General features: G+C 67.1%; 10 protein-coding genes. 6 read left to right on the top strand and 4 right to left on the bottom strand.

Annotated features, from left to right (window positions below; all coding sequences use genetic code 11):
- The first annotated feature begins 126 nt into the window (after positions 1 to 126).
- The 6 genes from QWY76_RS10435 to QWY76_RS10410 all read left to right on the top strand — a co-directional run bounded on the left by QWY76_RS10435 (position 127) and on the right by QWY76_RS10410 (position 10,170).
- The gene (locus tag QWY76_RS10435; RefSeq protein WP_290311125.1) at positions 127 to 2,961 is read left to right on the top strand and encodes a 2-oxoglutarate dehydrogenase E1 component; all 2,835 of its coding nucleotides are present in this window, start codon (positions 127 to 129) and stop codon (positions 2,959 to 2,961) included.
- 42 nt (positions 2,962 to 3,003) lie between these two features.
- On the top strand, positions 3,004 to 4,596 hold the full coding sequence (odhB, locus tag QWY76_RS10430; protein WP_290311124.1) for a 2-oxoglutarate dehydrogenase complex dihydrolipoyllysine-residue succinyltransferase: 1,593 nt from the start codon (positions 3,004 to 3,006) through the stop codon (positions 4,594 to 4,596).
- Between the two features lie 50 nt (positions 4,597 to 4,646).
- Positions 4,647 to 6,086 (top strand): dihydrolipoyl dehydrogenase, encoded by a 1,440-nt coding sequence (gene lpdA, locus QWY76_RS10425; RefSeq protein ID WP_290311123.1) that lies wholly within the window; start codon positions 4,647 to 4,649, stop codon positions 6,084 to 6,086.
- Between the two features lie 137 nt (positions 6,087 to 6,223).
- Complete coding sequence (sucC, locus tag QWY76_RS10420) at positions 6,224 to 7,390, top strand: ADP-forming succinate--CoA ligase subunit beta (protein WP_126485888.1); 1,167 nt, start codon at positions 6,224 to 6,226, stop codon at positions 7,388 to 7,390.
- The gene (gene sucD, locus QWY76_RS10415; protein ID WP_290311122.1) at positions 7,390 to 8,262 is read left to right on the top strand and encodes a succinate--CoA ligase subunit alpha; all 873 of its coding nucleotides are present in this window, start codon (positions 7,390 to 7,392) and stop codon (positions 8,260 to 8,262) included. Before sucC ends, sucD begins: the two co-directional genes overlap by 1 nt.
- A gap of 159 nt (positions 8,263 to 8,421) precedes the next feature.
- The gene (locus QWY76_RS10410) at positions 8,422 to 10,170 is read left to right on the top strand and encodes a sodium:solute symporter family protein (protein ID WP_290311121.1); all 1,749 of its coding nucleotides are present in this window, start codon (positions 8,422 to 8,424) and stop codon (positions 10,168 to 10,170) included.
- Positions 10,171 to 10,214: 44 nt separating this feature from the next.
- On the opposite strand, the gene siaD is transcribed toward QWY76_RS10410, so the two are convergent.
- From siaD to siaA, 4 genes are read right to left on the bottom strand one after another with little or no spacing between them, the layout of a single operon-like run.
- On the bottom strand, positions 10,215 to 11,003 hold the full coding sequence (gene siaD, locus QWY76_RS10405) for a biofilm regulation diguanylate cyclase SiaD (protein WP_290311120.1): 789 nt from the start codon (positions 11,001 to 11,003) through the stop codon (positions 10,215 to 10,217).
- Positions 11,000 to 11,389 carry a biofilm regulation phosphoprotein SiaC gene (siaC, locus tag QWY76_RS10400; protein WP_290311119.1) on the bottom strand — a complete coding sequence of 130 codons (390 nt, stop codon included), beginning with the start codon at positions 11,387 to 11,389 and terminating at the stop codon, positions 11,000 to 11,002. The genes siaD and siaC overlap by 4 nt, the downstream gene beginning before the upstream one ends.
- Positions 11,390 to 11,403: 14 nt before the next feature.
- Positions 11,404 to 11,934, bottom strand: coding sequence for a biofilm regulation protein kinase SiaB (gene siaB, locus QWY76_RS10395; RefSeq protein ID WP_290311118.1), 531 nt, complete (start codon positions 11,932 to 11,934; stop codon positions 11,404 to 11,406).
- On the bottom strand, positions 11,922 to 14,006 hold the full coding sequence (gene siaA / locus QWY76_RS10390) for a biofilm regulation protein phosphatase SiaA (protein WP_290311117.1): 2,085 nt from the start codon (positions 14,004 to 14,006) through the stop codon (positions 11,922 to 11,924). The genes siaB and siaA overlap by 13 nt, the downstream gene beginning before the upstream one ends.
- Positions 14,007 to 14,129: the final 123 nt, after the last annotated feature.

Genomic DNA, 14,129 nt, shown 5'->3' with positions numbered 1-14,129 from the left:
GCCTTGTGCACCGGCTCTTGACCATCGAACGCAAGGTGTCCGGCCCCCGGCCGGCCACCCCCGATGTCGCCACGGGCGAGCCGTGACGACGCCGATACCACCCCATCAGTGCAGGGTGACCGAGAAATGCAACAAGGCATAATGGAGTTGATGTGGCGCTCCTCCCACGTCAGTGGCAGTAATGTCCACTATGTGGAAGCGCTCTACGAGCAGTACCTCGATGACCCCTCTGCCGTTCCCGACGAATGGCGCCAGTACTTCGATCAACTGCCGAGACCCGATGGCAGCGCCACCAGCGACGTTCCGCTTGCCCCGACCCGAGAACAGTTCTATCAGCTAGGCCGTCAGCGCCGCACCGCCCAGGCCGCCGCCGCCACCGAGAGTGACGCGAGCCGCAAGCAGGTCAAGGTACTGCAGCTGATCAACGCCTACCGCTTCCGCGGCCACCAGAAGGCCAACATCGATCCCCTCGATCTGCGTAGCCCGGTCCCGGTGCCCGACCTGGACCTGTCCTTCCACCAGCTCTCCAAGGCCGACCTGGACACCGAGTTCCAGACCGGCTCCTTCTTCCTCGGCGTGGACAAGGCGCCGCTCAAGGAGATCGTCGAGGCGCTGGAGCAGACCTATTGCCGCAGCATCGGCTGCGAGATCATGCATATCGTCGACACCGAGGAGAAACGCTGGCTGCAGCAGCGCTTCGAGTCGGTGCGCTCGGCGCCGAAGTTCAGCGACGAGGTGCGCACGCACGTGCTGGAGCGGCTGAGCGCCGCCGAGGGCCTGGAGAGCTACCTGGCCTCCAAGTATCCGGGCACCAAGCGCTTCGGCCTGGAGGGCGGCGAGTCCTTCATCCCCATGATGGACGAGCTGATCCAGCGCGCCGGCGGCTACGGCACCAAGGAAGTGGTGATCGGCATGGCCCACCGCGGGCGTCTCAACGTGCTGGTCAACATCCTCGGCAAGAATCCCTCCGAGCTGATCGACGAGTTCGATGGCAAGAAGGTGGTCGAGCGGGGCTCCGGTGACGTCAAGTACCATCAGGGCTTCAGCTCGAACGTCATGACGCCGGGCGGCGAGGTCCACCTGGCGTTGTCGTTCAATCCCTCCCACCTGGAGATCGTCGCGCCGGTGGTGGTGGGCTCGGTGCGGGCCCGCCAGGATCGCCGCAGCGACCATGAGGGCGGCAAGGTGCTGCCGATCAACGTGCACGGCGACGCGGCCTTCGCCGGTCAGGGCGTGGTCATGGAGACCTTCCAGATGTCCCAGACCCGCGCCTACCGCACCGGCGGCACGGTGCATATCGTGATCAACAACCAGGTGGGTTTCACCACCTCGCACCCGGAAGACTCGCGCTCCACCGAGTACTGCACCGATATCGCCAAGATGGTCCAGGCACCGATCTTCCACGTCAACGGCGACGACCCGGATGCCGTGCTGCATGCCACCCAGGTGGCGCTGGACTACCGCCAGCAGTTCAAGAAGGACGTGGTCATCGACCTGGTCTGCTATCGCCGCCGGGGCCACAACGAGGCGGACGAGCCCTCCGGCACCCAGCCGATGATGTACGGCAAGATCAAGAACCACCCGTCCTCGCGGACCCGCTACGTCGAGCGACTGGTCAAGGAAGGCCTGCTCAGCGACGACGACGCCAAGGCCATGATGGAGAAGTACCGGGACGACCTGGTGGCCGGCAACCACGTCGCCAATGCCCTGGTGCAGAAGCCCAACACGGCGCTGTTCGTCAACTGGAAGCCCTACCTGGGCCACGAGTGGTCCGGCCACACCGACACCAGCTTCGACATGAAGCGCCTGCAGCACCTGGCGGCGCGCATGTGCGAGATCCCGGATGGTGTCGCCGTCCAGCGCCAGGTGGCCAAGATCTATGACGATCGCCGCAAGATGCAGGCCGGCGGCATGTCCACCAACTGGGGCTTCGCCGAGACCCTGGCCTACGCCACCCTGCTCGATCAAGGCCATCCGGTCCGCCTGACCGGCCAGGACGTGGGACGTGGCACCTTCTCGCACCGCCATGCGGTGGTGCACAACCAGAAGGACGGCAGCACCTATGTGCCGCTGCAGCACCTGACGGACGGCCAGCCACGCTTCACCATCCACGACTCCTTCCTGTCGGAAGAGGCGGTGCTGGCCTTCGAGTACGGCTACTCGACCACGGCGCCCAACGACCTGGTGATCTGGGAAGCCCAGTTCGGCGACTTCTTCAACGGCGCCCAGGTGGTGGTCGACCAGTTCATCTCCTCCGGCGAGACCAAGTGGGAGCGGCTGTGCGGCCTGACCATGCTGCTGCCCCATGGCTACGAGGGCCAGGGCCCCGAGCATTCCTCGGCGCGTCTCGAGCGCTTCCTGCAGCTGTGTGCCGAGCACAACATGCAGGTCTGCGTGCCGACCACGCCGGCGCAGATCTTCCACCTGCTGCGCCGCCAGGTGATCCGCAAGCTGAGAAAGCCGCTGGTGGTGATGTCGCCGAAGAGCCTGCTGCGTCACAAGGAGGCCACCTCCAGCCTCGACGAGCTGGCCAACGGCACCTTCCAGATGGTGTTGCCCGATCAGGGGGAGCGCGAGGCGAAGTCGGTCGAGCGCATCATCCTGTGTGCCGGCAAGATCTACTACGACCTGGCCAACTGGCGCGAGGAGAATGCCCGGGACGATGTGGCCATCCTGCGCCTGGAGCAGCTCTACCCCTTCCCCGAGGAGGAGCTGTTCGAGGCGATCCAGGACTACACCAACGTCTCCGACGTGGTGTGGTGCCAGGAGGAGCCGCTCAACCAGGGCGCCTGGTACCCCAGCCAGCACCACATGCGCAGCGTCGTCGAACGCCTCAAGGCGGGCCTGGGCGGCAAGCTCAAGTTTGCCGGCCGTCCGGCGTCGGCGGCACCCGCGGCGGGCTACATGTCCGTGCATACCGAACAGCAGCGCCAGCTGGTGGAAGACGCCTTCAACCTCTAAGGCAGCCCACCGGGACGAGAGAGAACACACAAGGGAAACGACATGGCTACCGAGATCAAGGCACCCACCTTTCCGGAATCCGTTGCCGAAGGCAGCGTGGCCGCCTGGCACAAGAAGCCGGGCGACAGCGTCGAGCGTGACGAGCTGATCGTCGAGATCGAGACCGACAAGGTGGTGCTCGAGGTCGTGGCACCCGAGGCCGGCACCCTCTCCGAGGTGCTGGCGGAGGAAGGCGCTACCGTCGAGTCGGAGCAGCTGCTGGGCCGCATCGGCGAGGGCGCGGCGAGCGGCGGCGAGAAGGGCGGGGCCGAGGCCGAGACCAAGGCCGAGACCAAGGCCGAGACCAAGGCCGAGACCAAGGCCGAGACCAAGGCCGAGACCAAGGCCGAGACCAAGGCCCCGGCCGGCGGCGGCAAGCAGCATGAGGTGAAGGCCCCGACCTTCCCCGAGTCCATCCAGGAAGGCACCGTGGCCAGCTGGAACAAGCAGGTCGGCGAGGCGGTCAAGCGCGACGAGGTGCTCGCCGAGATCGAGACCGACAAGGTGGTGCTCGAGGTGGTGGCGCCGGCCGATGGCGCGCTGTCCGAGATCAAGGCCGAGGAGGGCAGCCAGGTCGAGTCCGAGGCCGTGCTCGCGCTGTTCAGCGAGGGCGCCGGCGGTGCCGCCGAGAGCGGCGGCGAGGACAAGGCGCCGGCGTCCGCCGACGACGGTGCCAGCGACGAGACGGTCGGCGACAAGATCCTGGCCCCGGCGGCCCGCAAGCTGGTCGCCGAGCACGACCTCGACGTCAGCAAGCTCGAGGGCACCGGCAAGGGCGGCCGCGTCCTCAAGGAGGACGTGCAGAAGGCCATCAAGGCCGGCTCCGCCAAGAAGGGCGCCAAGCCGGCCGGCGCCGCCAAGGCCGCCGCAACGCCGGCGCCGGCCGTCGAGGGCGAGCGCCCCGAGAAGCGCGTGCCGATGAGCCGCCTGCGCCAGACCATCGCCAAGCGCCTGGTCCAGGCCCAGCAGACCGCCGCGATGCTGACCACCTACAACGAGGTGGACATGGGCGCGGTCATGGAGCTGCGCGCCCAGTACAAGGACACCTTCCTCAAGGCCCACGACACCAAGCTCGGCTTCATGGGCTTCTTCGTCAAGGCGGCCTCCGAGGCCCTCAAGCGCTTCCCCGACGTCAACGCCTCCATCGACGGCACCGACATCGTCTACCACGGCTACCAGGACATCGGCGTGGCCGTGTCCACCGACCGGGGCCTGGTCGTGCCGGTGCTGCGCGATACCGACAGCATGAAGATCGCCGACGTCGAGAAGGGCATCGTCGATTTCGGCAAGCGGGCCCGTGATGGCAAGCTCGGCATCGACGAGATGCAGGGCGGCACCTTCACCATCACCAACGGCGGCATCTTCGGCTCGCTGATGTCGACGCCGATCCTCAACCCGCCGCAGACCGCCATCCTGGGCATGCACAAGATCCAGGAGCGGCCCATGGCGGTGAATGGCCAGGTCGAGATCCGCCCGATGATGTACCTGGCGCTGTCATACGATCACCGCATGATCGACGGCAAGGACGCGGTCCAGTTCCTGGTGACCCTCAAGGAGCTGCTCGAGGATCCGGCACGCCTGCTGCTGGACGTCTGATCCGCGGACCGCACAACGTATTTCAGCGAAGCGCAACACAAGGAGCCAACATGGCCGACAAGTTTGATGTGATCGTCATCGGTGCGGGCCCCGGCGGCTACGTCGCCGCCATCCGTGCCGCCCAGCTGGGCCTGAAGACCGCCTGTGTCGAGAAGTGGATCGGCAAGGAAGGCAAGGTGGTCCACGGCGGCACCTGTCTCAACGTGGGCTGCATCCCGTCCAAGGCGCTGCTGGAGGCCTCCCACAAGTTCGTCGAGGCCAAGCACGACTTCGACGACATGGGGATCACGGCCGGTGACGTCAGCATGGACGTCAAGAAGATGATGGCGCGCAAGGACACCATCGTGAAGAACCTGACCGGCGGCATCGCCGGCCTGTTCAAGGCCAATGGCGTCACCGCCCTGGAAGGCACCGGCAAGGTGCTGTCCAAGAACCAGGTCGAGGTCACCGACCAGGACGGCAAGGCCGCCACCTACGAGGCCGACAACATCGTCGTCGCCGCCGGCTCCGTGCCGGTGGATATCCCGCCGACGCCGCTGACCGACGACCTGATCGTCGATTCCACCGGCGCCCTCGAGTTCCAGGAGACCCCGAAGCGCCTGGGCGTGATCGGCGCCGGCGTCATCGGCCTCGAGCTGGGCAGCGTATGGAACCGCCTGGGCAGCGAGGTCACCGTCCTCGAGGCCCTGGACGATTTCCTGCCGATGGTCGATTCCGCCATCGCCAAGGAGACCCAGAAGCTGCTCAAGAAGCAGGGCCTGGACATCAAGCTGGGTGCCCGGGTCACCGGCTCCGAGATCAAGGGCACCGAGGTGGTGGTCAAGTACGCCGACGGCAAGGGCGAGCAGGAGATCACCTTCGACCGCCTGATCGTCTGCGTCGGCCGCAAGCCCTATACCAAGGGCGTGATCGGCGACGGCGTCGGCGTCGAGCTGGACGAGCGCGGCTTCATCCACGTCGACGACCAGTGCCGCACCAGCGTGCCGGGCGTCTACGCCATCGGCGACTGCGTGCGCGGCCCGATGCTGGCCCACAAGGCCTCCGAGGAAGGCATCATGGTCGCGGACATCATCGCCGGCCACAAGGCCGAGATGAACTATGACGCCATCCCCAGCGTGATCTACACCTTCCCGGAGGTGGCCTGGGTCGGCATGACCGAGCAGGATGCCAAGGCCGCCGGCATCGAGGTCAAGACCGGCGCCTTCCCGTTCGCAGCCAGCGGCCGCGCCATGGCCAACAACGCCACCGAGGGCCAGGCCAAGGTGATCGCCGATGCCGAGACCGATCGTATCCTGGGCATGCACATCGTCGGCCAGCACGCCGGCGAGATGATTGCCCAGGGCGTGATCGCCATGGAGTTCGGCTCCAGCGCCGAGGATCTGGCGCTCTCCTGCTATGCGCACCCGACCATGTCGGAGGCCGTGCATGAGGCCGCGCTGGCCGTGGAAGGCCATGCCATCCACATGGCCAACCGCAAGAAGCGCAAGTAAGACAACAAGCGCCGCCCGCGGGCGGCGCATCCCTTCCGGCCACGTATCGGGAGGGGTCGGTGGTAGCCTGACCCTCGCGCCGCCCGGGCGCCATCACGGCTACCGTTCGAGTCACATGCAACCAATGGCATGAATCGATGAACCTTCACGAGTATCAGAGCAAACAGCTGTTTGCCGACTATGGCCTGCCGGTTTCCAAGGGCTTCGCCGTCGACACCCCGGAAGAGGCGGCGGAAGCCTGCAAGAAGATCGGCGGCGAGATGTGGGTCGTCAAGGCCCAGGTGCATGCCGGTGGTCGCGGCAAGGCCGGCGGCGTCAAGCTGATCAAGAGCCCGGAGGAGGCCAAGGCCTTCGCCGAGCAGTGGCTGGGCAAGAACCTGGTGACCTTCCAGACCGACGAGCACGGTCAGCCGGTCGCCAAGATCCTGGTCGAGAACTGCACCGACATCGCCAACGAGCTCTACCTGGGTGCCGTGGTCGACCGCGCCACTCGCCGTGTGGTCTTCATGGCCTCCACCGAAGGCGGCGTGGAAATCGAGAAGGTCGCCGAGGAGACCCCCGAGAAGATCCTCAAGGCCGAGATCGACCCGCTGGTCGGCGCCCAGCCGTACCAGGCGCGTGAGCTGGCCTTCGCCCTGGGCCTCTCCGGCGACCAGGTCAAGCAGTTCACCAAGATCTTCCTGGGCCTGTCCAAGCTGTTCCACGACAAGGACCTGGCGCTGCTCGAGATCAACCCGCTGGTGATCACCGACGAGGGCAACCTGCACTGCCTCGACGCCAAGATCAACCTGGATGGCAACGCCCTGTACCGTCACCCGGACCTGCAGGCCATGCGCGACCCCTCCCAGGAGGATTCCCGCGAGGCCGAGGCCGCGGCCTGGGACCTGAACTACGTGGCCCTGGACGGCAACATCGGCTGCATGGTCAACGGTGCCGGCCTGGCCATGGGGACCATGGACATCATCAAGCTCAACGGCGGCCAACCGGCCAACTTCCTCGACGTGGGGGGTGGTGCGACCAAGGAGCGGGTGGCCGAGGCGTTCAAGATCATCCTCTCCGACGATTCCGTGAAGGCCGTGCTGGTCAACATCTTCGGCGGCATCGTGCGCTGCGACATGATCGCCGAGGGCATCATCGGCGCCGTCGAGCAGGTCGGTGTCAACGTGCCGGTGGTGGTGCGTCTCGAGGGTAACAACGCCGAGCTGGGTGCCGAGAAACTGGCCTCCAGCGGTCTGAACATCATCGCTGCCAAGAGCCTCACCGATGCGGCTCAGCAGGTCGTCAAGGCAGCGGAGGGCAAGTAATGAGCATCCTGATCGACAAGAACACCAAGGTCATCTGCCAGGGCTTCACCGGCGGCCAGGGGACCTTCCACTCCGAGCAGGCGATCGCCTACGGCACCCAGATGGTCGGCGGCGTGACCCCGGGCAAGGGCGGCCAGGAGCACCTGGGCCTGCCGGTGTTCAACACCGTCAAGGAAGCCGTGGCCGAGACCGGCGCCGAGGCCAGCGTGATCTACGTGCCGGCCCCGTTCTGCAAGGACTCGATCCTCGAGGCCGCCAACGCCGGCATCAAGCTGATCGTGTGCATCACCGAGGGCATCCCGACGCTGGACATGCTCGACGTCAAGGTGAAGTGTGACGAGCTGGGCGTGCGCCTGATCGGCCCGAACTGCCCCGGCGTGATCACCCCGGGCGAGTGCAAGATCGGCATCATGCCGGGCCATATCCACCAGCCCGGCAAGGTCGGTATCGTCTCTCGCTCCGGCACCCTGACCTACGAGGCGGTCAAGCAGACCACCGATCACGGCTTCGGCCAGTCCACCTGCGTGGGCATCGGCGGCGACCCGATCCCGGGTTCCACCTTCATCGACATCCTCGAGCAGTTCGAAAAGGATCCGGCCACCGAGGCCATCGTGATGATCGGCGAGATCGGCGGCACCGCCGAGGAAGAGGCCGCGGCCTACATCAAGGAGCATGTCTCCAAGCCGGTGGTGTCCTACATCGCCGGCGTCACCGCGCCTCCCGGCAAGCGCATGGGCCATGCCGGTGCCATCATCGCCGGTGGCAAGGGCACCGCGGACGAGAAGTTCGGCGCCCTCGAGGCGGCGGGCGTGAAGACCGTGCGCTCGCTGGCCGAGATCGGCGACGCCCTGAAGGAGGCCGCCGGCTGGTAAGCCGAGCCGTCCTGCGGTATCGCGCAAAGGGCACCCTCGGGTGCCCTTTTTCGTGTCGTGATCGTACTGCGAGGTGACGCAATCGGGACGAATGACGTGCCTCGCGTTTCGCAAGATGGCCGGCCGGAGTTTCTTCAGCCACTCTCATCGAGGCACGCCATGGTCTATACCCTCGCCATCCTGATCAGCCTGGTCGGATATTTCCTCATCGGTCACCTGGCCGGCCGTCGCGTCAAGCATCTCGACGACTACCTGGTCGCCGGCCGCAACGCCCCCACCTTCCTGATTCTCGGCACCCTGGTGGCCAGCTACCTGAGTACCAGCGCCTTCCTGGGCGAGACCGGCTTCGCCTACCAGGGGTATCCCTTCGTGATGCTGATCTTTGCCGCCATCAGCACGGCCGGCTGCCTGCTGGGGGCCATGGTCTTCGGCCGCTATCTGCGCCGCAGCGAAGCGCTGACCGTGCCCGAGTTCTTCGGCAAGCGCTTCGCCTCGCGTCGCGTCCAGGCCATCGCCGGCCTGACCACCGTGCTGGGGCTGGGCGCCTACCTGCTGGGCGTGATGCAGGGCGCCGGGATCATGTTCGCCGAACTCACCGGGCTGCCCTACTGGGTAGGGCTGGTGCTGGTATGGCTGACCTACACCGGTTTCATCCTCTACTCGGGCTCACCCGGAGTGATGCTCACCGATACCGTGATGTTCGTGATCTTCTCGCTGGCGGCAGTGGGAGGCTCGGTCTACATCATCCAGGATCTCGGCGGCTGGAGCGGTGTCATCGAGGGGCTGCTGGCCCAGCAGGCGCGGCCCGGCATCGCCCTCTGGCACGGAATGCTGACGGGGCCGGAGGCCAGCTTCGCCACGCCCGGCGAGGCGCTGGTCTGGGGCCTGACCCTGGGGCTGGTCTGGGCGGCCGTGCTGGCGGCGAGCCCCTGGCAGTCGAGTCGCTACCTGATGGCGCGCAACGAGCACGTGGTGATGCGCTCGGCCATGCTCACCGCGGTGTCCCTGGCGATCTTCTATGCCCTCATGATGATCACCGGGGCGGCGATCAATCTCTACGACACCGGGCTCGACGCCGAGCGGGCCATGGTCTGGGCGGCACTCAATGTCCTGCCGGCCTGGCTGGGGGTGGTCATCCTCACCGGTGTGTTCGCCGCCGGGCTCTCCTCCTGCTCGACCTTCCTGTCGATCATCGGCTTCAGCATCGCCAACGACATCCTCCCGGCCTCGCGCAGCGAGGTGGCGGCCATGCGCACCAGTCGCATTGCCGTGCTGGGAGCCGGGCTCGCCGCCCTGATCCTGGCGCTGTTCCAGCCGCCCGCGGTGATGGCGGTGGTCTGGTTCGCAGCGACCCTGTTTGCCTCCTCCTGGGGACCGGTGGCGCTGATGAGCATCTGGAGTCGCCGCATCACCGCCGCAGGCGCCGGCTGGGGGCTGGGCGTGGGCTTCATCGGTAACCTGGTGCTGTCGCTGCTCGATCAGGCGGGCTGGATCGCCTTGCCGGTCTATCTGCATCCCGTGGTGCTGAGCACCCTGGCCGCGCTGCTGGTGATCCTGAGCGTCTCGCGGCTGACCAGGGTCAGCGAGGCCGAGCGGGACTACCTCGCCTTCCTGCATCGTCACGACCGGGAGGCGGAGGCACGCCTCGCCCCGCTCACCCGCTGGGTGGCCTTGTCCACCATCCTGGCCGGTATCGCCGTGGGGCTCTTCCTGTGGCGCCACTATGCGTCGACGCTGGACGGGCTGGCCGATGCCTATGGCCTGGGGGAGGGCGCGGTGACCGGTGCCTACCTGCTGGCGGCCGGCTGCGGGGCCATGCTGGTCATGGCCGGCGCGGTCGGCTATCGGATCGCCCGGTCCACGGCCAGTCGCCGCGGCGACTACGCGCCCGCGAACGCCGGTGGCTGAGGCCGTCGGCCTGCCGACGCGGCTGCCTGCGAACGGCGGCCGCGTCAGTCGGCGACGCGCCAGCGATCGCGGCCCTCGCGCTTGGCGATGAGCAGGGCCTCGTCGGCGCGCTGGATGGTCGTCGCAACGTCGTCGTCGAGGCGATGCTGGGCCACGCCGATGCTGGCGGTGAGGCGCAGTCGCTTGCCCTCGAAGGTGAGGCTCAGGGCGCGCAGCCGCTCGCACAGCCGGGTCACCAGCGGCTCCGCCTGGTCCAGCGACGTCGCCGGCAGCACCACCAGGAACTCCTCGCCGCCCCAGCGGGCGCAGTGGTCGACCGCCCGCAGCTCGCCGGCCAGGGCCTTGGCCAGGGCGACCAGCAGACGGTCCCCGGCCGCATGGCCATGGTGGTCATTGACGCGCTTGAAGTGGTCGATGTCGATCATGGCCAGGGTGAACGGGCGTGCATGACGCTGCGCGTCTGCCGCCAGGTGCTGGAGCTGCTCGTCGATCAGGCGACGGTTGGCCAGGCCGGTCAGCGGGTCCAGGGTCGCGGCGTCCACCAGGGCGTCGTTGCGCTCGCGCAGCAGCGCCTGGTAGCGGTCGGCGATGCGCGATAGCTTGCGCTGGCGCTTGAGCTGGCGCTGCAGCTGGTGGCGCGTGGCATCGAGGTCCTCGTGGGCGGTCTGCTGATAGCCGTCGGCAATGTTGATCAGCCGTTCGAGGCGCTCGCGCTGTTCCAGGTGATGGGCATAGAGCTGGCTCAGGGCCTCGTGCAGCGGATGCCCCCGGTAGGCATCGCTGTCGATCAGCGCCGCCACCCGGTCGAGCAGGGCCTGGTCCTGGGGCGTCACGGGGCGGCCTGCATCGCCGTGATGGCGAAGGGATAGCTGCAGTCTTCCTTGAACTCCTCGGCGAGTTCGGCGATGCGCTCGTTACGGCTGTCGTAGCGCCAGATGACGCCGACCTCGCGTCCTTGCTGGTGGGCGTCCTCGAGCAGGTCGAAGATATCCATCATCCCCTTCACCGAGCTGGTGTTGAGGTAGACGAGTTCCAGGTCGAGGGTGAGGGGAGCCGAGGCATGGGCGAGGTAGGCCTCCGTCCAGTCGGTGACCTGGCGGAACAGCTCGTAGGCGTTCTCCGGATAGGAATCCCCTTGCATGCTGAGTCGGCCGGTCTGCCAGTCGGTCTGGATCGCAGGGGTGGACGGGCTACCGGGAATATTCAGATCTTGGATCATGGGCAGGGTCCGGATTAGATAGTGGCTGTCAGGCTAAAGAAACCTTGCCCGCTGGGCAATGGCTGCAGGGTGGCCTCGAGGGGGCGCGACGCCTTGCGGGCCATGTCGAGCAGGCCGAGTCCGGCGCCGCTCTCGGCATCCTCCCGGGGGCGGCGCAACTGTTGCTTGTAAGCCTGCTTGAGCGCGGCGGCGTCTAGGCTGGCGAGTTGCTCGACGGCGTCGACCAGACGCCGCCCGTCGGCCGCTTCTACCAGGTTGCCCGCCGAGACGAGGTAGCGCCCCGCCGCGTCCCGAGCCACCGCCACCGTGGCGGTGGCCTGCGTCTCGTCATAGCCCTGGCGGCGGGCATAGTGGCGGATGTTCTGCGTCATCTCGATATAGACCGCGAAGACGTCCATCGCCGCGGAGGCGGCCGCGGACTGGCTGTTCAGATAGTTGCGCAGTGCATGGCCGATCTCCTCGATCAGGCTGCGCGAGATCGGGCCGTTGAAGCACAGCATGATGCGTTGCTTCAGGTAGTTGTCGCGCAGTGTCAGCAGGTCCATGACATCTCCTGGTGGACGGGACGTTCGGGATGGGCGGTGGACGCCCCGCTGACGCTCAGCGGGGTCGGGGGCTCGTCGTCGAAGCGGAAGCTCAGCAGGGTGATGTCGTCACGCTGGGGGAGGTCGCCTCGGTAGCGGTCGAGGGCCTCGCCGAAGGCCTCGACCTGACGGGCCAGCGGCTCGCGGGCATGGCGCCTGAGCATCGCCTCGAAGCGGGTGTGGCCGAAGCCGAAGCCGTGTTCGCCGCCGGCCTGGTCGAGGAAGCCGTCGGTGGCCAGGCTGTAGGTCCAGCCCCGGTGCAGGGGCATCTCCTGATTCTCATAGGTCATGGCGCGCTTGTCGCCCAGGGCGCGCTTGCCGCCGGCATGGACCTCGAGCCGGTCACCGTCACTGGCATACAGCGACATCTTGGCGCCGGCGAAGGTCAGCCGGCCGGCCACGGGATCCACCCATACCAGGCCCATGTCCATGTTGGTGGCGATCGAGCGGGGCAGGGTGTCCTTGTGCAGGGTACTGCGGTTCTGGCGGTCCGTCTCGTTGAGGATGGCGGCGGGGTCGTCGGCGCCGACGTGGAGAATGGCATTGTCGATGATGGCCCGAGCCAGCATGGTCATCAAGGATCCCGGCACCCCATGGCCGGCGCAGTCGATGACCCCCATCAGCCAGCCGCGTTCGGTGGCGCGGAACACATAGAAGTCGCCGCCCACCATATCCCGGGGCCGCCACATGACCGCATGATGGCGGGGCAGGTGATCCCGCAGCTGGCGACTGGGGAGGATCGCGCGCTGGATGATGCTGGCATATTCCAGGGAGGCGTCGATCTGACGCCGGGCCCGGGCCATCTCGGCATTGGCCTGCTCCAGGTCGCGGGTGCGCTGGCGCACCTTGTCCTCCAGGTCCTGGGTATGGCGCTCGACTTGTTGAACCATGTGCGAGAAATCCCGTGACAGCTCGCCGATCTCGTCATCGCGTTCGGTGGGCAGGACATGGTCGAAATCGCCGCCGGCCATGGCCCGAGCAGACTGCTGGAGGCGGCGCAGCGGGCCGAGGATCAGCCGCTCGGTGCCGAGGGCGAAGCCGGCCATCAGGATGACCAGGATCAGGCTGAGGGCGCCGGCCAGCGACCACAGCCAACGGCTGTCGAGGATCGGGGCTGCGTCCAGGTCCAGGGCGGTGACCAGCAACCAGTCCAGCTCCGGGATATAGCCGACGCTGAGCAGGCGGGGCTGGCCGTCGAGTTCGGCCATCAGGGTACGCACTTCGCCGGGAGCGTTCATGGCCGCCTGCATGGTCGCCTCGAAGCGTGCGCGATGGTCGTCGTTGCCGAGCAGCGACTGGATGCGCCGCTCCTCGCCGGCGCCACCCGCGCCGATGCCACTGCTGAAGGCCACCAGGTCGCGCTCGGGGTGGGCCTGCAGGGCCCCCCTGGGGTTGACGATCATCGGCGTCAGGCCAGGGGCGTTGTCGCGGAGGAAGCGGTCGAGGAAGCGAGTCAGGTCGAGGGCGCCGCCGGCGAGCCCCAGCGGGCGATCGCCGTGGCGTACCTTGACGTTGAACCAGACCTTGGTCACGCCGAGCTTCTGGTCCACGTTGACGTTGATGTTGTAGGCCCCGGTGCTGTTCATGGTGGAGAAATACCAGGCGTCATCGGGATCCTCGGAGGCGAGCCGGTAGCGTGGCGAGCGACTCTCGGCGCGTGTGCCGTCGTTGAAGTAGTAGTCGCCCGTGGCGTGGTGAATCACGAAGTAGGCGTCGCCGCTGAATTGCTCGCGAACGCCCTCCGCCTCGCGGAAGAATCGCCGGCGCTTGTCGGGCTCCTCCGGGGCCAGGAGCCACTCGCGGGTCACCACCGAGTCGGCGAGGCGGCGCGATAGCGCCAGCTCCCGGGAGACGGGGGTGAGGATCTTCTGCATGTGCAGCAGGGTGTACTGCTCGGCATAGCCACTGGCGAAGTGGCGCCGGACTTCATCGATCGCCTGCCAGCCGATCAGCAATGCGGGCACCAGTGCCAGCAGGCAGGCGATCAGCAGCGTCAGGGTGGACTTGGCGCGCAGTCCCCAGAAGTTGGCCATGGGCAGCTTCCTTGGCGTCGCCCCGCTGGCGTGAGTCGGGACGAACTAGCTTTGTAATGGATTTTGCTTATTAAGCCTCATACGGAAGTGTAGTGGATTAACGGCCAGGGGACGTGCGAGCCG

This window comes from Halomonas maura, assembly GCF_030409305.1.
GTDB classification, from domain to species: domain Bacteria; phylum Pseudomonadota; class Gammaproteobacteria; order Pseudomonadales; family Halomonadaceae; genus Halomonas; species Halomonas maura.
Note: the sequence above shows the minus strand (reverse complement) of the source record. Positions and strands in the feature narration are given on the sequence as shown.

Coding starts and splice junctions, on each gene's coding strand:
- QWY76_RS10435 (WP_290311125.1), top strand. CDS start 127: ATGCAACAAGGCATAATGGAGTTGATGTGGCGCTCCTCCCACGTCAGT.
- odhB (WP_290311124.1), top strand. CDS start 3,004: ATGGCTACCGAGATCAAGGCACCCACCTTTCCGGAATCCGTTGCCGAA.
- sucD (WP_290311122.1), top strand. CDS start 7,390: ATGAGCATCCTGATCGACAAGAACACCAAGGTCATCTGCCAGGGCTTC.
- sucC (WP_126485888.1), top strand. CDS start 6,224: ATGAACCTTCACGAGTATCAGAGCAAACAGCTGTTTGCCGACTATGGC.
- siaA (WP_290311117.1), bottom strand. CDS start 14,006: ATGGCCAACTTCTGGGGACTGCGCGCCAAGTCCACCCTGACGCTGCTG.
- lpdA (WP_290311123.1), top strand. CDS start 4,647: ATGGCCGACAAGTTTGATGTGATCGTCATCGGTGCGGGCCCCGGCGGC.
- QWY76_RS10410 (WP_290311121.1), top strand. CDS start 8,422: ATGGTCTATACCCTCGCCATCCTGATCAGCCTGGTCGGATATTTCCTC.
- siaC (WP_290311119.1), bottom strand. CDS start 11,389: ATGATCCAAGATCTGAATATTCCCGGTAGCCCGTCCACCCCTGCGATC.
- siaB (WP_290311118.1), bottom strand. CDS start 11,934: ATGGACCTGCTGACACTGCGCGACAACTACCTGAAGCAACGCATCATG.